Origin of the sequence: Luteolibacter luteus, from assembly GCF_012913485.1 — a bacterium.
Taxonomy (GTDB): domain Bacteria; phylum Verrucomicrobiota; class Verrucomicrobiia; order Verrucomicrobiales; family Akkermansiaceae; genus Haloferula; species Haloferula lutea.
The window spans coordinates 2154206-2172026 of the sequence record NZ_CP051774.1; the positions used below are offsets into that span (position 1 = coordinate 2154206).

At 61.7% G+C, this 17821-nt stretch carries 15 protein-coding genes; 6 read left to right on the top strand and 9 right to left on the bottom strand.

Features of this window, described 5'->3' with window-relative positions; translation table 11 throughout:
• The first annotated feature begins 14 nt into the window (after nucleotides 1-14).
• The 3 genes from HHL09_RS08895 to HHL09_RS08905 are packed head-to-tail and all read left to right on the top strand — an operon-like array spanning nucleotide 15 to nucleotide 3215.
• Nucleotides 15-1064 carry an NAD(P)-dependent alcohol dehydrogenase gene (locus HHL09_RS08895; protein WP_169454205.1) on the top strand — a complete coding sequence of 350 codons (1050 nt, stop codon included), beginning with the start codon at nucleotides 15-17 and terminating at the stop codon, nucleotides 1062-1064.
• A 34-nt stretch (nucleotides 1065-1098) separates the two neighbouring features.
• A complete protein-coding gene (locus HHL09_RS08900) occupies nucleotides 1099-2169 on the top strand; it encodes an alkene reductase (protein ID WP_169454206.1) in 1071 nt (356 codons plus the stop codon).
• Between the two features lie 23 nt (nucleotides 2170-2192).
• Complete coding sequence (locus HHL09_RS08905; RefSeq protein ID WP_169454207.1) at nucleotides 2193-3215, top strand: LLM class flavin-dependent oxidoreductase; 1023 nt, start codon at nucleotides 2193-2195, stop codon at nucleotides 3213-3215.
• Here HHL09_RS08905 and HHL09_RS08910 read toward each other — a convergent pair.
• From HHL09_RS08910 to HHL09_RS08920, 3 genes are read right to left on the bottom strand one after another with little or no spacing between them, the layout of a single operon-like run.
• Nucleotides 3196-4146: a TraB/GumN family protein gene (locus HHL09_RS08910; protein WP_169454208.1), complete on the bottom strand. Its 951-nt coding sequence runs from the start codon at nucleotides 4144-4146 to the stop codon at nucleotides 3196-3198. The genes HHL09_RS08905 and HHL09_RS08910 overlap by 20 nt on opposite strands.
• Before the next feature lie 45 nt (nucleotides 4147-4191).
• Nucleotides 4192-4722, bottom strand: coding sequence for a phospholipase D-like domain-containing protein (locus HHL09_RS08915; RefSeq protein ID WP_169454209.1), 531 nt, complete (start codon nucleotides 4720-4722; stop codon nucleotides 4192-4194).
• 44 nt (nucleotides 4723-4766) lie between these two features.
• Nucleotides 4767-5978: an MFS transporter gene (locus HHL09_RS08920; RefSeq protein WP_205761007.1), complete on the bottom strand. Its 1212-nt coding sequence runs from the start codon at nucleotides 5976-5978 to the stop codon at nucleotides 4767-4769.
• Between the two features lie 63 nt (nucleotides 5979-6041).
• Here HHL09_RS08920 and HHL09_RS08925 point away from each other — a divergent pair, with 63 nt between their 5' ends.
• Nucleotides 6042-7028, top strand: a complete 987-nt coding sequence (locus HHL09_RS08925; RefSeq protein WP_169454210.1) for a LysR substrate-binding domain-containing protein — start codon at nucleotides 6042-6044, stop codon at nucleotides 7026-7028.
• On the opposite strand, the gene lysS is transcribed toward HHL09_RS08925, so the two are convergent.
• Nucleotides 6994-8463, bottom strand: coding sequence for a lysine--tRNA ligase (lysS, locus tag HHL09_RS08930; protein ID WP_169454211.1), 1470 nt, complete (start codon nucleotides 8461-8463; stop codon nucleotides 6994-6996). The genes HHL09_RS08925 and lysS overlap by 35 nt on opposite strands.
• A gap of 161 nt (nucleotides 8464-8624) precedes the next feature.
• The gene (locus tag HHL09_RS08935) at nucleotides 8625-10610 is read right to left on the bottom strand and encodes an autotransporter-associated beta strand repeat-containing protein (protein ID WP_169454212.1); all 1986 of its coding nucleotides are present in this window, start codon (nucleotides 10608-10610) and stop codon (nucleotides 8625-8627) included.
• A 301-nt stretch (nucleotides 10611-10911) separates the two neighbouring features.
• Between HHL09_RS08935 and HHL09_RS08940 the strand changes: the two genes are divergently transcribed.
• The gene (locus tag HHL09_RS08940) at nucleotides 10912-12165 is read left to right on the top strand and encodes a cation:proton antiporter (RefSeq protein WP_205761008.1); all 1254 of its coding nucleotides are present in this window, start codon (nucleotides 10912-10914) and stop codon (nucleotides 12163-12165) included.
• A 45-nt stretch (nucleotides 12166-12210) separates the two neighbouring features.
• On the opposite strand, the gene HHL09_RS08945 is transcribed toward HHL09_RS08940, so the two are convergent.
• Together HHL09_RS08945 and HHL09_RS08950 are read right to left on the bottom strand one after the other, a co-directional pair.
• A complete protein-coding gene (locus tag HHL09_RS08945; RefSeq protein ID WP_169454214.1) occupies nucleotides 12211-14373 on the bottom strand; it encodes a M56 family metallopeptidase in 2163 nt (720 codons plus the stop codon).
• Nucleotides 14370-14762, bottom strand: a complete 393-nt coding sequence (locus HHL09_RS08950) for a BlaI/MecI/CopY family transcriptional regulator (RefSeq protein WP_169454215.1) — start codon at nucleotides 14760-14762, stop codon at nucleotides 14370-14372. Before HHL09_RS08950 ends, HHL09_RS08945 begins: the two co-directional genes overlap by 4 nt.
• 962 nt (nucleotides 14763-15724) lie before the next feature.
• Here HHL09_RS08950 and HHL09_RS08955 point away from each other — a divergent pair.
• A complete protein-coding gene (locus tag HHL09_RS08955) occupies nucleotides 15725-16669 on the top strand; it encodes an arabinan endo-1,5-alpha-L-arabinosidase (RefSeq protein WP_169454216.1) in 945 nt (314 codons plus the stop codon).
• Nucleotides 16670-16684: 15 nt separating this feature from the next.
• Here the strand turns inward: HHL09_RS08955 and HHL09_RS08960 are convergent, their stop codons facing one another.
• Nucleotides 16685-17260: an acyloxyacyl hydrolase gene (locus HHL09_RS08960; protein WP_169454217.1), complete on the bottom strand. Its 576-nt coding sequence runs from the start codon at nucleotides 17258-17260 to the stop codon at nucleotides 16685-16687.
• A 16-nt stretch (nucleotides 17261-17276) separates the two neighbouring features.
• Nucleotides 17277-17792, bottom strand: coding sequence for a YbjN domain-containing protein (locus tag HHL09_RS08965; protein WP_169454218.1), 516 nt, complete (start codon nucleotides 17790-17792; stop codon nucleotides 17277-17279).
• Nucleotides 17793-17821: the final 29 nt, after the last annotated feature.

Below are 17821 nucleotides of genomic sequence, written 5' to 3' on the forward strand. Positions count from 1 at the left end.
CTCCCCTACCCGACATGAGCTCCTCCAGATCCTACGCCGCCCAAAGCGCCACCGCCGCCCTTGCTCCTCTCAGCATTGAACGCCGCGAGCCCGGGGCCACCGATGTCCAGATCGAGATCCTCTACTGCGGGGTCTGCCACTCGGACCTCCATCAGGCCCGCAATGAATGGCACAACACCATTTACCCCTGCGTCCCCGGCCATGAGATCGTGGGCCGCGTCACAAAGGTCGGGCCGCAGGTGACCAAGTTCAAGGAGGGCGATCTCGCCGCCGTAGGCTGCATGGTTGATTCCTGTCGCACCTGCGAAAACTGCCAAGCGGGCATGGAGCAATACTGCCTCAAGTTCCCGACCTTCACTTACAACGGCGAAGACAAGCATCTGGGTGGCATCACCTACGGCGGCTACTCGGATGCCATCGTGGTCGATGAAGCCTTCACCCTGAAGGTTCCCGCCAATCTCAATCCCGCCGCTGTCGCGCCGCTGCTCTGCGCCGGCATCACCACCTACTCGCCGCTGCATCACTGGAAAGTCGGCCCCGGCAAGAAGGTCGGCATCGTTGGACTTGGCGGTCTTGGCCATATGGGCGTGAAGTTCGCCCGCGCTCTGGGGGCCCACACCGTTCTCTTCACAACTTCTCCTTCCAAGGTGGAGGACGGCCTGAAGCTCGGTGCCGATGAAGTGGTGATTTCGAAGGATGCCAACGCAATGGCCAAGCATGCCTCCAGCTTCGACTTCATCCTCGATGCAGTCTCGGCCGATCACGACATCAACGCCTACCTCTCCCTGCTGAAGCTCGACGGCAACCTCACTCTCGTGGGTGCTCCGGAGAACCCGCTTCCCGTCGCCGCCTTCAATCTCTTGCTGCCACGCCGCAGCTTCTCCGGCTCCGCCATCGGCGGCATCGCCGAGACCCAGGAGATGCTCGATTTCTGCGGCGAGAAGGGGATCGTGAGCGAGATCGAGATGATCTCGATCCAGCAGGTCAACGAGGCCTACGACCGCCTTCTCAAGAGCGATGTGAAGTACCGCTTCGTCATCGACATGGCCTCCCTCAAGAACTGAGGAGCCCGCTTTTTACAACAACCGATCCATTATCATGTCCCTGCTTCAACAGCCCATCCGCATCGGTGCCTGGGAACTCCGCAACCGCATCGTCATGGCACCGCTCACCCGCTGCCGTTCCAGTGAAGGCCGCGTGCCGAATGCGCTGATGGCCGAATACTACCGCCAGCGCGCCGGTGCCGGGCTGATCCTTTCCGAAGCCACCTCCGTCACCCCGATGGGCGTGGGCTATCCAGACACTCCCGGCCTCTGGTCGCAGGAGCAGGTTGAAGGCTGGAAGCTCGTCACCAAGGCGGTGCATGAAGCAGGCGGCACGATCATCGCCCAACTCTGGCACGTTGGACGCGTCTCCGATCCCTACTACCTGAATGGCGAACTCCCCGTCGCCCCCAGCGCCATCGCGCTGCCGGGCCACGTCAGCCTGATCCGCCCGCAGAAGCCCTATGTCACGCCTCGGGCCTTGGAACTTCAGGAGATCCCCGGCATCATCGAGGACTACCGCAAGGCTGCCTTCAATGCGAAGGAAGCCGGCTTCGATGGCGTCGAGATCCACGGCGCGAATGGCTACCTGCCTCAGCAGTTCCTGAACGACGAATCGAACAAGCGCACCGACTCCTACGGCGGCAGCATCGAGAACCGCGCCCGCTTCATGCTGGAAGCCCTCGACGCCGCAATCTCCGTCTGGGGACCGGACCGCGTGGGACTCCACCTGTCACCCGCCCTTCCGGCGAATGGCAATGGCGACTCCGATCCCGCTGCGACCTACGGCTACGTGGCCCGTGAAGCCAGTGCCCGCGGCATCGCTTTCCTCTTCGTCCGCGAAGCTCTTGATTCCCCGCGCTTCAGCAAGGGCATCCGCAAGGCCTTCACCGGCGACTTCATTGCCAATCAGGAGCTCACCGCCGGCGAAGGCGAAGAGCTGCTGGAGAATGATGAAGCCGACGCCATCTCCTACGGCCGCCTCTTCATCTCGAATCCGGATCTGCCGCAACGCTTTGCTCTCGGCGCCCCGCTGAACGAACCGGATCCGGGCAGCTTCTACGGCCAAGGCCCGGAAGGATACACCGACTACCCGACCCTCGATCAACTGGCCCAGCCAGCCTGATCGATCGCGCCCGATCTCACACCATGAAGCTGCTCTCCGAAATCCCGCTCTCCGTTCTCGACCTTTCACCGATCGTGGAAGGCGGCACGATTTCGGAGAGCTTCCGGAATAGCGTCGATCTCGCGCAACACGTCGAGAAGCTGGGCTACACCCGCTTCTGGCTCGCCGAGCATCACAATATCCCTGGCATCGCCAGTGCTGCGACATCGGTCCTCATCGGCCATGTCGCGGCGGGCACCAGCACCCTGCGCATCGGCTCCGGCGGCATCATGCTGCCGAACCACGCACCTCTGATCATCGCCGAGCAATTCGGCACTCTTGAGGCCCTCTATCCCGGCCGCATCGACCTCGGACTCGGTCGTGCTCCTGGCACCGATCAAACCACATCGCGCGCCCTCCGCCGCGATCCCACCGCAGCCGATGATTTCCCGGATCAGGTTCAGGAGCTCATCGCTCTCTTGGGCCGCCCGAATCCCGCGCAGCGCGTGAAAGCCATCCCGGGCATGAATTCCCACGTGCCCGTCTGGCTGCTCGGCTCCAGCACCTTCAGCGCCCAGCTCGCCGCCTTCCTCGGCTTGCCTTTCGCCTTCGCCGCCCACTTCGCCCCGCGCCTGCTTCACCAGGCGCTCAAGATCTACCGCGACAACTTCCAGCCCTCCGAACGCTGGCCGGAACCTCACGCCATGGTCGGCGTCCCCGTGATCGCCGCGGATAGCGATGAAGAGGCGCGCCACCTCTCCACCTCCGTCCAGCAGCAGATCCTCAATCTCATCCGCCACGCACCGACACCCGTGCCCCCGCCGATTCCCAGCCTCGATGGCCGCTGGAGCCCGCAGGAAAAAGCCGCGGTCATGGATCACCTCGGCGCCCTCATCATCGGCGGCCCGGAAACCGTGAAATCGAAGCTCGAGGAATTCGTCGCATCCACTGGCGCGGATGAACTTATCATCCACTCCGGCTTCTATCGCCACGAAGATCGCAGGCGCAGCTACGAGATCGTCGCCCAAGCCGCAGGCCTTCCGCGCGTCACGGTTCCATCCGCTTGACCGTGTAGCCCTTCTTCGCAAGGTGGGCGCGCACGCCGTTCCTCCCGGTGTAGTGCGCCGCTCCCGCCGCGAAAAAATGCACCTCATCCGGTGACTTCTTCAGGGTCGCATCGATGTAATTCGCCATGATCACATCGCGATCCGTCAGCAGCCGCTTGATCAGCCGCTCGCCCAGTTCGCGATGCTCTCCTTCGGAAGTCGCCTTCAGTGCCTTGTCGCACTCCGCCTCGATCTTGTCCACGTCTCCCGAGATGTAAGCATCCACGAGATCCTTCGTGGAATCCTTTCTCTCATCGCGGTCCTTCTTCAGCAGGCGCAGCGTTTCCTTGAGCAGCACCACCTGCTCCTTCTCGTTGAAGTCGTGGAATCCCGCGAGCTGCTCCGCCGTCGTCTGCATCCCGGCAACCTTCTTCCCATCCTTTTCCGCCCGATCCCATAGCGCCATGTCAAGCGGCTTCCCGCCCTCCAGTTGGAAAGGCAGCATCGGCAGCATGATCGCGACGTACCAGGTCTTCAGCGGCTGAAAGGGAGTGGAATCCAGCTGCGGATTGATCAGCTTCAACTCCTCCTCAAGCCGCTTCCCCAGCTGTGGCCCGATCGAATCAGAGAGCTGCTTTCCATCGCGCCGGAGCACCAATTGCACCGCCCCTACCTGCGTCGCCGCATCAAAGGGAGCTTCGGTGTGCACCGCCGTCGCCTCCTTGAAGGCCTTCTCCGCCGCGGGGTGCAGCGTTGCCGCCGGTCCTGTTCCCACATGGATCGTGCCGAAAAGATAGGCCGGCTTCTTCACATCCTTCCCCTCGATCTTCCACAGCAGTGGCTTCACCGGATGGTCCGGCTCATCGGCGGCAAACAAGGGTGCCGCCAGCGCGGACGCCAGCCCTGCCAGCAGCACGCGGCAGGATCGGGAGAAGAAACGGGAGAGGAGCATTTCGCCCAAACAATGCCCGAGAACCCCGCCCGGACAAGACCCGGTTTACGCCTCCCGGTCGAGCGGATCCGGGCAGCGATCCCTCAAACGGCAGCGCCCGCAGTAGTCCCCCAGGAAAAGTTCATCCACCCAGCCGACCAGCTTTTCAAGATCCTCCGCCTCATCGGTCAGGAAGCCCGCCTCGAAGTTCCGCTTGTCCGCATGCTTCGCCCCCATCCCCGCACCGGTCAGATTCGGCGACCCCACAAAGGCCCGCTTCCCGTCCGCGATCACCGACTTCGTATGCACCCGCGGGCACAGCACCCGCTCGAACAAATCGCTCTCAAGCAGCACCGGATAGCGGTCGAAGTCCTCGCGGAAACGCGGCCCCGGCTCCTTCGCATGGATCAGCCGCACCGCCACGCCCTCCTCTACCAATTCCGCCAGCACCCGCAGGAACGGCACCGACCGCTTCCCCCGCGCGACATGCATGTCCTTGATGTCCGCCGTGACGATCCACAAAAAGCGCCGCGCCGAAGGCACCAGCTCCCCGATCACCCGGGTGTGGATCTCTTCGTTAAGGATCAGCTCGCGCACGCGGATATTGAAAGCCACGTGCGCGGCTTCGTCGATGCTTCCGCTCAGGCCAATTCCGGATCTTCCGGAGCGCGGCTCGCCCCTTGGCTGAGCAAGGCCACCGCCACCGAACCCAAGCTCACCAAGCCAGCGATCCACGGGATATTGGCCAGGCCCGGACCATGCAGGATCACGAAGCCACCGAGCCAAGCGCCGATCGCATTGCCCAGATTGAAGGCACCGATGTTCAAGCTGGATGCAAGCGTCTGGCTCCCTGAGCCCGCGTGACGCAGTACCCGCATCTGCAAGGGAGCCACCGTCGCAAAAGCCCCCGCACCGAGCAGCCCGGTGAAGACCACCACGGCCGCCTTGCTGTGGATCGCAAAACTCATCAAGCCCAAGACCGCCGCGAGGAAGATCAAGGAGCCGAACAAGGTCGCCGTCAGCCTCCTGTCGGCCAAGCGACCACCAATCAAGTTTCCCACGATCATTCCCCCACCGAATGCCAGCAGGATCGGCGAGACCGCCTTCTCGCTGAATCCGGAGATCCCCGTCAGGATTGGCTGGATATAGGTGAAGACCGCAAAAACCCCGGCCCAACTCAGCACCGTCATCAAAAGCCCGCTCAGCACCTTCGCACCGGTGACAGCAGCAATCTCCGAGCGAATATCGGACGGAGCTTCAGCCTTTCCCTTCTCCGCAGGCACCAGCCACGCGATCGCCGCAAGCCCCAGCACCCCGAGAATCGCCACCGCCCAAAAGGTCGCCCTCCAGCCCAGTTGCAAGCCCAGCCACGCGCCCGCCGGCACCCCGATCAGCGTCGCGAAGGTCAGTCCGGTGAACATCACCGAGATCGCCGAAGCCTTCCGCTCCTCGTTCACCAGCGTCGTCGCGACTACGGCTCCCACTCCGAAGAAAGTCCCGTGCGCCATCGAGGTGATCACCCGCGCCACCATCAGCAACGCATAGTTGGAAGCCACCGCACAGACCACGTTTCCCACGATGAAAATCCCCATCAGCGCGAGTAGCACTGACTTCCGCGGCCACCGGCTTGTGGCGAGCGTGAGCACTGGCGCCCCCAGGAAAACGCCCAGCGCATAGCCGCTGATCAGCAGCCCTGCCGCAGCAATTGTGACCTGCAGATCCGCGGCCACCTGCTGCAGCAAGCCCATGATCACAAATTCCGTGGTGCCGATCCCGAAGGCACCGACGGTGAGTGCGTAGACGGCCGCAGGCATCCGGCCGCCGCCGGAGGGAGAATCATGTGGAGCATGCATAGGCCGCCATCTTACCGCCTCGCCCTTGATTCATCCAATCTCTTGATCTAATCATATCGATAGATGGCAACGATCAAAGAAGGCATCACCGAACTGCGCCACCTCCGCTATTTTCTCGCGGTCGCGGAGACGCGGAACTTCCGGAAGGCAGCCCAAAACCTCTTTCTCTCCCAGCCCACGCTTTCCCATCAGATCAAGCAGCTGGAGATGCAGATGGGTGCACCGCTCTTCGAACGCCTGAGCCGCACCGTGCGCCTCACCGCCGCTGGCGAAATCCTGCGCAAGCGCGCGGTCTCGATGCTCCGCGAGCTCGACGACGCCAAGCGAGAGATCTCCGAGCTGCTCAGCATGGCCAGCGGCGAACTTCGCATCGGCATCGTCTCCACCGTGAATGTCGCCGTGATTCCGGAAGCGGTCGGCAATTTCCGGAACTCCCATCCTGGGGTTTCCGTTTCGGTGCGGGAACTCCAGATGGAACTCCTCGAAGCCGAACTGCTCGCCGGAAATCTCGACCTCGGCATCAGCTTCATGCACGAACGCCACGGCAAGCGCCTCGATACCGAGATGCTCTTCGTCGAACGCCTCGTCGCCGTCCTGCCGAAAGGCCATCCTCTCGCGAAACGGAAAAAAATCACCCTGCCCGACATGCTGACTCAGCCGATGGTCCTGCTCAGCCACGGCTTCTGCACCCGCGAACTCGTCCTCGAAAGCGTTTCCCTCCAGGGACTCGAACGCGTGCTCCGCCCCTCGATCGAAATGAACTCGATCGAGGGAGTGCTCGCCACCGTCCGGCAGACGAACATGGTAACTCTCATGCCCGAATCCGCCGTCCGCTGGGCCGCCTATCCGGACCTCGTCGTGAAACCGCTCGCCGACAAGGCGGAGAATCTCTCCTTCCGCCGTGTCGGCCTGGCATGGGTGAATGGAGGCCATCGCACCGCCGCTGCCTGCGCCTTTGCGGACGAAGTGAAGGCGGTGATCCGCAAGGAAGAGAAGGCCTGCAAGGGCAAGCGCATCAATCCTTCCGCTTCAGCAACGGGAAAAGGATGACGTCGCGGATCGTCGGCGCTCCGGTAAGCATCATGATCAGGCGATCGATGCCGATACCGATGCCACCGGCCGGCGGCATGCCGTGCTCCATGGTCTCGATGAAATCGTAGTCCACCTTCTGCGTCTCCTCGCCGGACTGGTGCTCCAGGCGCGCGCGCTGGACATCGGGGTCATTGAGCTCCGAGTAACCGGGCGAAATCTCCTGTCCATTGATCACCAGCTCGTAGACCTCCACGGTCTTGCCGCCGGGGCTCAGCTTCGCGAGCGGAACCAGCTCGCTGGAAACGCGGGTCACGAAGCAAGGATCGAAAGACTTCTCCTCCACCAGCTTCTCGAAGACCTGCTGGACAACTTCGTGGTCCTCCATCTCGGGCGAGATCTGCACGCCGAGTTGGTCGCAACGCTCGCGGCGCTGCTCCGGGGTGATCGTGAAGAAATCCGCACCCGCCGCTTCCGCCACGAGGTCGTTGTAATCCGCGCGCTTCCAAGGACGCTCCAGATTGATGGTGCGGACGACATTGCCTTCCTCATCCTTGTGCTCCAGCTTCAGCGTGCCGCGGAACTTCTCCGCGAGGTGGCAGATCAGGGATTCCACAAGATCCGCCATGATCTCGAAGTCGGCGAAAGCCTGGTAGGCCTCCAGCATCGTGAACTCCGGATTGTGGCGGCGGGAAATGCCTTCGTTGCGGAAATTACGGTTCAGTTCGAAGACCTTCGTGAAGCCACCTACCAGCAGGCGCTTCAGGAACAGCTCCGGCGCGATGCGCATCGTCAGCGGCATGCCCAGCGCATTGTGGAAAGTTTCAAAGGGACGCGCCGCGGCACCGCCGGGGATGTCCTGCAGCATCGGCGTTTCCACTTCGAGGTAACCGCGCTCGTGGAAGAAGGCGCGCATCTCTGCCACCATCTTGCTGCGGGTCACGAAAACCTCCGCGCTTTCCTCATTCGACATCAGGTCGAGGTGGCGCTTGCGGTACTTGATCTCGCGATCCGCCACACCGTGCCACTTGTCAGGCATCGGCCGCAGCGACTTGGAGAGGACCGTGAACTTCGACACCTTGATCGATGGCTCGCCGGTGCGGGTCACGAAGGTTTCACCCTCGATGCCGAGCCAATCGCCGCGATCAAGGCATTCGAAAATCGCGAGATCTTCCGGCGAGAGCTCTTTGATCGAAAGGTAACCCTGGATCCCGCCGTGAATGTCACCCACGTGGAAGAAGCAAGACTTGCCCATGTTTCGCAGGCCGGTGATGCGGCCGGCCACCTTCACTTGCAGGCCCTCGGTGAAATTCTCACGCAGATCACCCGGAGTGTGCGTGGTTTCATAGGCGGAGCCGTAGGGATCCACGCCGAGTTCGCGCAGTTTACCCAGCTTCTCACGGCGGACGGCGATGAGTTCAGCTTCGGTGGAATGCGGTTGAGTTGCTTCGGACATGGCGGCGCAGGCAGTAAAGGGCGGAGGCGAAAGAGTCCAGAGCCCAAATACAAGACACTGAAAAAGAAAGGACCGCGGCCCCGGCATGGACAGGCCCCGAATACGGAAAACCGCGCCCGTCCGGAGCCGGACGCGGTACGAATCCCCGATCAAAGAAGGGTTCAGGGAACTTGGGTGACCACCAGACGCAGGAAGGATTTCCCTTCGCTCGCGCCCGCGACGCGGAAGCTGCGCAGCGCAAATCCGGCTGCCGGAACAGTCACTCCCGTCGTCACTGCCGTGACTTCCTCCACGCTGGCATCCCAGTTCGAAAGATCGGTGCTGCCTTCTACCTCGTAGCGGATTCCATCAACCTCTGCAATGCGACGCCCCCCCTCAGCAGTGAAGCTCGCTCCGTTGCGAGCCGCGATCGTGAGCACTCCGCCCTGCACTTGCGGGACGATCACGCGGACACCCGGACTCGTCAGTTCGGTCGGATTGCCCCCGGTGGCAAACTCGATCAGGTTGGCCACGCCATCGGAGTCGCCATCTGCATCCGCTCCGGTCAGGGCCGCAGGCAGGCCGGTGCCGAGGATCCAGCTTTCAAAGGCCGTCTCCGCGGCACCATTCGTGACATTCAGGAAGCCATAGCCCGCGAGATTCGGATGGATGTGCTGGGCACCGGAGCCCGGCGCGCCCCAGACACCGGTCGCAAGGGTCTGACTGCCGATCACCACCGAGCGCACGGTATCCACTTCCGCGTGATAGAGATCCAGCGTCGCCGTCGAAGCGATGTTCAGTGTGCTGCGATCGTCCAAGGTCGGATAGATCATCGCCAGCGTCCCGGCTTCCACCTTGGTCGGGCCATTATAAGAGCTTGGCTGATCCAGCAGCAGCGTGCCCGGCCCCTTCTTCGTGAGACCGCCATCCTTGTGCGCACCCACCTCGGGGGAATGCGCCAGTTCCTGTGAAATGGATGCCTCCTGGCCATCCGCGATCTCGATCTTCAGACCTTTCTCGCCGATATAGGCATGGGTGAGGTTCGAAATGAAGGGACCACCGAAGAAGTTCGCCCCCGGGCGGATCTCCGTGCCGTTGAAGTTCACCGTCCCGCGCGTCGGGGCGCTGCCGCCGAGACCATCCACCGTCAGCATGCCGCCATTCAGGTTCACCATCGCATCGTCCCGATTCAGCTGGATATTCCGCGCGGTCGCAGTGCCGCCATCCAGCGTGAAGATTCCCCAGCCATTGCGGCCCACCACGATCTGCCCGTCGTCGAGCATCAAGGTGCCTCCGGTCTGCACATAGCTGCCGCCGGCACCTCCGTCGCCCACCCACATCGGCCCGTTGACGAGATGGAAATCCCCGGAGCCCATCGAAATCAGGCCGGTATTCCCGTTGCCGATCACCACCGCTCCATCCGCAGCCTGCCCGCTTACATTCACGGTGCCACCATTGATCAGCATCTTGGAAGTCGTCGTCGCGTCGCCATCACGCCCCACCGAGATGAAACGGAAGCCACTGAAGGAAAGGCTCCCTGAGTTCACCTCCACGCGTGAACCCTTCGAGACGTAGGTGCGGGTGTTCGCCACGGTCGCGGTGAAGTTCGCGCTGCCACCATTGACCAGCAGCGCATCGTCACCGCTCTGCTTGCCGATGTGTACCGCGAAGTTGTTGTTCGCGGTTTGCGATCCGGAGGTGACGACATTGAGCGAGCCGCCGCCGATCTCATAGGTCCCCGAGGAGGTCCCGCCATCCGACATGAACCAGCCGCGGTCGATGCTCGAATTCACGACGCCACCGGTCTGGACAATGGAAGCCGGCTGGTTGATCGAGACGATGAAGTAATTACCCGTTTGGCTCAGCGTGCCGCCGTTCACCTGAAAGTCTCCGGTGCCGCCGCTACCATTCAGGAAGCGACCGTTCTGGATCGTCAGCGAGGCGTCGCCGGACAGTGTGGAAAGCGCGGCGCGGTCCAAGTTGCCATTCCGCACGGCAGTTCCGGTGCTCATCTCAATCGCTTCGGTGGTGGCAGGAACCGTGCTCGGATTCCAGTTCAGCGCATCGTTGTAGTCGGTGCTATTCGCCCCGGTCCATAGCGTGGCACCTTGAGCGGAAAGAACGAGGGAGGAGGCCAGAAAGGCGCGATGAAGGACGTAACGGTTCATAGAGGTTCGTGTGGTCAACGGGGCGGCAAAAAGCCCCTCGAACCCCGTTCTCTCAACGCCCGCTTTGAAACGCTTTCGCCTTTAAAATCAATTGCTTTGGGTGAACGTCTTCACCCCCTCGAAGGTTGTTGACGTTATCGTCACGGAGAAATCCGACGCCATTCCGATCTATTGATTTCAATGAAAATATAATATAACCATTGCATATTGCAGTTAGATTATAATCCCGGTTGCCTTCCACAGCCGGAGTGCCGGAAGCTCGTCCCGTATGCACGCGCTCTCCGCTTCGTTCTTCCTCCAAATGGCCGTGATCCTCGTGGTCTGCCGCTTGGTAGGCCTCCTGGCGAAAAAAGTCGGTCAACCGCAAGTAGTCGGGGAGATGATCGCGGGCGTCCTGATCGGCCCCTCGCTGCTCGGGTATTTTTGGCCGGATCTCATGTCGGCGATTTTCACGAAGGAATCCCGCGGCATCCTCTACGCCGGGGCACAGCTCGGGGTGGGACTCTACATGTTCCTCGTGGGCCTTGAGTTCAATACTTCCCACTTCCGCTCGCGTGCTCGCAGCGCGGCCTGCGTTTCCGTCGCCGGAATGCTCGTTCCTTTCATCCTCGGTGCGCTGCTCGTCCTATGGCTGCAACACGTCCCCGGCATCTTCTCTCCGAAGGTCCGCTACTTTGAAGGAGCTCTCTTCCTCGGCGCGGCAATCGCGATCACCGCCTTCCCGATGCTCGCCCGCATCATTTCAGAGCGCGGCCTTTCCGGAACTTCCCTTGGGACCCTTGCCCTCGCTGCAGGTGCCATCGATGACGCCGCTGCATGGTGCGTGCTGGCCGTGGTGCTCGCCACCTTCGGCGCTTCGCAGCCGCTGGTTGTCGGCGGCATGACCATCGGCGCGGAAGTGGTCGCCATCGGCGGTGCCGCACTTTACGGCATCGTCGCCCTCACGGTCGGACGCAAGTGGCTCGCCGGACTTGGCCGCCGGGCAGAGAAAGCCGGCGAAGTCAGCCAGCCGATGATGGCCCTGGTGCTCGCACTCTTCTGCCTCGCTGCATGGTACGCCGACATCATTGGCGTCCACGCCGTCTTCGGTGGCTTCATCCTCGGCATCGCAATGCCCCGTGGCGTCTTCGCGGACGACATCCGGAAGAAGATCGAGCCCTTCGCCGTGGTCTTCTTGCTTCCCATGTTCTTCACCTTCTCCGGCCTGAACACGAAGCTGAACGTGCTGATGCAGCCGAATCTCATCCTCGTGGCCGTGGCCATCCTGCTCGCCTCCGTGCTCGGCAAGGGCGTGGCCTGCTGGGCCGCCGCCCGCCTCAATGGGGAAGACAATGCCACCTCCCTCGCCGTCGGCACCCTGATGAACGCCCGCGGCCTCATGGAGCTCATCATCATCAATATCGGCCTCCAGCGCGGCATCATTGGCGAGGCCCTGTTCTCCATCCTGGTCGTGATGGCCATCGTCACCACCCTCATGACCTCCCCGGTCTTCGAACTCGTCTACGGTCGGAAGAAAAGGGAAGTAGCAATACCCGCCGATGCGGCCGGAGCCTGAGGCGAACACCGACAAAAGCACCGCCCGTCGCGGTGCTTTCTCGTTTCAGTCTGCAGGATCAAGTTCCAAGATCATCATGCGCTGGGGCCCCTTCTCGTTCGGAAGAACATGAAGCAAAGCAGCAGAGCTCCTCGGAATCAGCCTCTCGGCTGTCGGAGTTCCTCTGGCATCCGTGCCCCTGAAGCCGGTTCTCATGGGGCGAAACTTCACATTGGCGGAGGAAGCATCGCCTAGAAACTCGGCCGAAAACGAAAGCTCCTTCACCTCGTCCCAAGGGACGCGGAACTCCCCGCTCGGAATGACCACCTCGGGCAGCTCGATGACCGGCGTCTTGCTGGTTTCCTTCATCTTCATCGCCGTCTCCCTCAGGATCGAAACCACTGCCGGCGAAATGCTCCCGTCCCCGAAACTTGCCCGGGCATCGTCATTTACTTCAATCAAGGAACCCCGGACTTTCAAATTCCCCTTGATCGCGGGTAACAGCTCGTATCCGGCGGCCTCGAAATCCGGGACTTCCACCCCGATCACATCGACCGGGGTCACCGTGATGAAAACCACACCATGATGCCCGGGCATCACTTCCCCTAGGGAAATCGCCATCGTATCTCCAGGTGCCAGGCTCCCCGTGGCCGCACCCTTCCGGTGGACCAACTTGTCCCAAGCGACCTCGATGTTCACTTCATCCTCGAGCCGCTCGGTCCCTTTCTCCCAAGCGGCCACATCCAGCGCAAAGTGCTCTCCCGGAACGAAGCCGTAGCCGATCCGTGCCTCCACCCGGAGCTTCTGTCCTTCCAGTTGTGATTCCAAGCGGTAGCTCCATCCCGCGAACCCTTCGGGTCGTTCCCCGGGGTTCTTGGCGTCGGGCTGCCATGGCGGTTTCGCGGGATTTTCCCGCACCACTTCGATCATCGTCGCCTCGCCGGCCCGCATGGTGACCACCGGTGGTGTCATCAGCATCGCTCCCTTCTCTTGGGCTGCCTCCCTCATCAGCAATTGCATTTCGGCATCCGTGCGAACCGAAGCGTTGGCTGCCAGTTCGTCCGTTGTGACCAGAACCTTCATCCTCACCTTCACCTGAACGATCTTTTCCAATCCGCCTTCTGCTTGGTTTGGTTCATCCTCCGCAAATGCCATCCCGCCGGACGGGCTGTCCTGCACCACGCCGAACTCCCCCGCTCCAGATAAAGTCGAAAGGTCACTACCGACCCGCACCCCCGAGATAAGCAGCGCGACCCCTAACAGGCCACAACACGCCGAGAGGAGGACCCCCTTTTCAAATGGCGTCCCGCTGCCCGGCGTGGCTTCGAGGATCGTGACAATTCTCGCCCTCAGCGCTTTCAGCCTCTGCTTGCGAACCATGGTGACTGCCAGTGGATTTCGGGAAGTCTGCCGGGACGCCATCGCGATCAGAAACTCGCCATAGGTCGACCGGTCCTCATCATTCTCCGCCGCCGAAAGATCGCAGATGAATTCACGCGTGATCTTCCATCGCGCGATCAGGAGATGCACCACCGGATTCCACCAATGAATCGCACGGATCAATTCAAGGATCATGGTCCAACGTGAATCCCCACCACGCCAGTGGCGCAGTTCGTGTCGCAAAGCCCACCGAAGCTCCCGCTCTTTATCCTGCTCCAGCAGATAAGCCGGCACCACGATCAGGGGACGGAAGAATCCGGCCACGCAAGGACTCCCGCTTCCGGATGAAGTGCGGAAAGAGTCGCGCGATGGAACGTCCCCAAGGTTCTCGGAAAGCCTGCACCACGCCTCTTCATCCATCGGATGAAGGGAACGTCGCCAACTCACGATGCGCAGGGAAGCGATGCCCAGACCAAGTAGCAGCACGCCTCCACCCGCCGCCCAGCCATAGGCCAAAAGAGCATCCGGACTCGGCAAAGCCATTGGCTTCTTAGCTTTCACCGCCACGGCCGACTCTTGGACCCGCGCCGCCGGGATGCGGATCACCGTCCATTGTGGCAAGGCTGCGGGAGAGACTGACACTCGGTCCGACTTACTCCTCTCGGCCGTTTTCTCACCTGTTCTCCATGCGGAGAACCAAGGAAGAATCGCAATCGCAAGCAGTCCCGACAAGGCCGCCACTGCGACCCGCTGCGGCTTCCGCATGAAAAGGATGGCCGCGAACACCAGGATCGAAAGACCCGTCGCATGCAGCGCGACATTGAACAAATAATGCTCCGGGAAGTTCACGCCTTGCCTCCCTTCCGGTGATCTTTGATCAGGTCGTTCAGCTCCTTGATCTCCGCATCGCTCAAGCCTCCCTCTTCCACCAGACAGCGCACCAGCGAAAGCCCCGACCCGCCAAAGAGCCGCTCCTTCAGCTCCGAGAGGATCTTTCCACGACCACGCTTCTCCGGTACTGCCGCGCTGTAGTGGCGCACCTTTTCCCCGTCCTCATGCCTCAGCCAGCCCTTCGCCTCCAGCCGCGTGAGCTGCGTCTGCAAAGTGTTCCGGCTAATCGGCTCGGCACGCTCGGCATTGACTAACTCCAGCAGCGCCGCCACCGGCACAGGCTGCTTCTGCCAGATCAAGTCCATGAGCGCCTGCTCGGCGGCGGAGAGTGCGGGAAGCGATTTCATGATCGTCAAACCACACTGACGACAAATGTCGTCACCCGTCCATCCAAAAATGACGACATTTGTCGTCACGCAAGGAAGACTCCAACAAGGCGGCCGGGAGATAGCCTGGGATAGCCACACAACACACCCCCTTCTAGAGCCCCAACGGGACGGACGGCAGATAGCCTAGGATAGCCGCGCAACACACCCCTTCTAGAGTCCCAATGGGGCGGTCGGCAGATAGCCCAGGACAACCGCACAACACGCCCTCTTCCAGAGCCCCAACGGGGCGGTCGGCAGATAGCCCAGGGTAACCGCACAACACGCCCTCTTCTAGAGCCCCAACGGGGCGGTCGGCAGATAGCCCAGGGTAACCGCACAACACGCCCTCTTCCAGAGCCCCAACGGGACGGTCGGCAGATAGCCCAGGGTAACCGCACAACACGCCCTCTTCTAGAGCCCCAACGGGACGGTCGGCAGATAGCCCAGGACAACCGCACAACACGCCCTCTTCTAGAGCCCCAACGGGGCGGTCGGGAGATAGCCCAGGACAACCGCACAACACGCCCTCTTCTAGAGCCCCAACGGGGCGGTCGGGAGATAGCCCAGGGTAAGCGCGCAGCGCGCAACCCTGGGTCTTCACGACCAGGGTACTGCTCCCTGAAGGGGAGCCGGGAGGCCCCTAAGTTCCTTCATCTCCATTAAAGCCGACCTTGGCAGTAGAAACCCACCCTCGCATCTGCGAATCTCTTGGCAAACATGTTCCCCGTCCACGCACCCATCCTCTCCTGTTCGCCCCCGCGAAGCGCGCTTCGTTTGATGATTGGCAGATTGATGATTGGTGATTTCTCCCTCCGCCCGCCTGTTAATTTCCCTGATATAACAGGCGGAACAGGTGGCAAATTTCAAAGCCTCGGAATCCCACCCCCTCCCGAATCGTGACAGCCACAGAAACATTCCCGCTTTACCCGCGTTCCCTCCCCATGCTCCGGCCGCTTCTCCTGGCAAGTCTCGCTTTCATCCTCCCCGCAGCGGCCCAATTCCACCGGGACGATCCCTATCCGCGCATCCACGACCCCTCCACCGTTGTGGACGATGCCGGAAGCACTTTGATGCTCTGCACCGGCCACGGCGTGCCGCTGCTCAAGCGGGAGGCCGATGGCCGATGGAAGCGCGAAGGTCTGCTCTTCTCCGACTATCCGGCGTGGCACAAGAAAGAGATCCCCGAAAACCGAGGTCACCTCTGGGCCCCGGACATCATCCGCATCGGCAGCCAATGGTTCGTCTACTACTCGGTCTCCAGCTTCGGCTCGAACGAATCCGCCATCGGCCTGGCGACCAACAAGACCCTCGATCCCGCCTCCAAGGACTACGCCTGGAAAGACGAAGGCATGATCATCCGCTCCCGCGGCTCGAATCACTACAATGCGATCGACCCGGCGCTCATCATGGATGATGGCCGCCTCTGGATGAGCTTCGGCTCCTTCTGGGAAGGCACCCAGCTCATCGAGCTCGATCCGAAGACCGGCCTTCGCAAGAACGCTGGCCAGCAGCCGATCCGGCTCGCCACTCATCAGGAGATCGAAGCCCCCTTCATCCACAAGCACGGCGACGACTATTACCTCTTCGTGAATTGGGGAAAATGCTGCAAGGGCGTGGACAGCACCTACGAGATCCGCATTGGCAGGAGCAAGCAGATCACCGGTCCTTATCTCGACAAGGAGGGCGTGGACCTCAAGGACGGCGGCGGCGCGCCGTTTCTCGCCACCGAAGGCAAGTTCATCGGCCCCGGCCACGCGTCCATCTACAAGGAAAAGGGCCGGGAGATGCTCGTGCACCACTACTACGACAAGGACCGCAACGGCAGATCCGACCTCCGCATGCTTCCCCTCGAATGGAAGGACGGCTGGCCGCTCATCGCGAGATAGAACCGTAGAACGGAACTACCACCTCCATCCCAAACCAATCGTGAACCCCAAGGCATCGATCCCCGGATTCGGATCCGTCTGCCCGCCGTTCGAATGATGGATGAAGTACGCCCCGCCTAATACCGAGAGGTTGTTCGAGATCTCCTGCCTCATCCCGAGCTGTGAGAACCAGTTCAAGGTGAAATCCTGCCCCTGTCCCTCCGGCTCACCCGTCGAGTTCGTCCAACCGACCCCGCCCCCGATCGAAAAGAACAAGGAGGTCTTCTGGTTCGGAAACCAATACTCGATCGAAGGCGCGCCCGAGATCCCGAAGTAGTAGTCCTCAGGACCCTCCACGATCGACTCCGTCAGCAACGACACCCGGCTTCGCACCACCAGCCGCGAACCATCATCGCCCGCGAACCAATTCAATACCGTGGGACTGCGCAGCGTGAACTGCGTCGGGGCAATCTCATAGTCGATCGCGGTATTGTTCCCGATGTTCCAGAGATAACCGGATTCCAAAGTGAGTTCCCAGGCATCAGCCGGATGGGCGGCATCATTCGCAAGGGCCAGCGAGGCAGTGGCAAGAAGGAGAGCAATCGGTTTCATGGGGCGGTCTTTTTTCTCAAGGAAGGTCATCTTCATCCCCCGGTACCGGCGGGATGAAATCCTCACGCTGCAAGAGGCGCTTGATGTCGAGATCGTCGAGCAGATCCTCCGGCGTGCGGATCACCGTCGAGGCATACGGGGCGATCCGGTCGAGCTCCGCCACCGCGCAGTGAACCATCGAGGTCACGATGTCCGCATCATAGAGCTCCCGGTCGAAGAGGTTGGTGATCCGGAAGACCAGCCGCTGGCGATCGAGGTCGTATTCGAAGCCTCCGAGGTTGAGCGTCTTGTTCGCCCGGGCGAGCAACTCCAACAGGTAAGGCTGGTGCTCCTCGCTCACCGGCAGCGGCATCTCGCCCATCACTGCCAGCGCATTCATCGGAATGTAGGCCTGCACGACCATCTCGATCCGGGTGTGGTGGGCCGAAAAGACCGCACGCAGGACATCGCGCCCTTCCACCGGCTCGCAATGCCAGCCGTTTCGCCCGAAGGCATCTTCTACCGATTGGATCTGACGGGATGGCGGTCGCATGCGCGGAACATGAACATCCGGCGCCGGAC

Bases quoted from the DNA above. Each gene is read 5' to 3' on its own strand.
- HHL09_RS08895 (WP_169454205.1), top strand. From the start codon at position 15: ATGAGCTCCTCCAGATCCTACGCCGCCCAAAGCGCCACCGCCGCCCTT.
- HHL09_RS08900 (WP_169454206.1), top strand. From the start codon at position 1,099: ATGTCCCTGCTTCAACAGCCCATCCGCATCGGTGCCTGGGAACTCCGC.
- HHL09_RS08905 (WP_169454207.1), top strand. From the start codon at position 2,193: ATGAAGCTGCTCTCCGAAATCCCGCTCTCCGTTCTCGACCTTTCACCG.
- HHL09_RS08910 (WP_169454208.1), bottom strand. From the start codon at position 4,146: ATGCTCCTCTCCCGTTTCTTCTCCCGATCCTGCCGCGTGCTGCTGGCA.
- HHL09_RS08920 (WP_205761007.1), bottom strand. From the start codon at position 5,978: ATGCATGCTCCACATGATTCTCCCTCCGGCGGCGGCCGGATGCCTGCG.
- HHL09_RS08925 (WP_169454210.1), top strand. From the start codon at position 6,042: ATGGCAACGATCAAAGAAGGCATCACCGAACTGCGCCACCTCCGCTAT.
- lysS (WP_169454211.1), bottom strand. From the start codon at position 8,463: ATGTCCGAAGCAACTCAACCGCATTCCACCGAAGCTGAACTCATCGCC.
- HHL09_RS08935 (WP_169454212.1), bottom strand. From the start codon at position 10,610: ATGAACCGTTACGTCCTTCATCGCGCCTTTCTGGCCTCCTCCCTCGTT.
- HHL09_RS08940 (WP_205761008.1), top strand. From the start codon at position 10,912: ATGGCCGTGATCCTCGTGGTCTGCCGCTTGGTAGGCCTCCTGGCGAAA.
- HHL09_RS08950 (WP_169454215.1), bottom strand. From the start codon at position 14,762: ATGAAATCGCTTCCCGCACTCTCCGCCGCCGAGCAGGCGCTCATGGAC.
- HHL09_RS08955 (WP_169454216.1), top strand. From the start codon at position 15,725: ATGCTCCGGCCGCTTCTCCTGGCAAGTCTCGCTTTCATCCTCCCCGCA.
- HHL09_RS08960 (WP_169454217.1), bottom strand. From the start codon at position 17,260: ATGAAACCGATTGCTCTCCTTCTTGCCACTGCCTCGCTGGCCCTTGCG.
- HHL09_RS08965 (WP_169454218.1), bottom strand. From the start codon at position 17,792: ATGCGACCGCCATCCCGTCAGATCCAATCGGTAGAAGATGCCTTCGGG.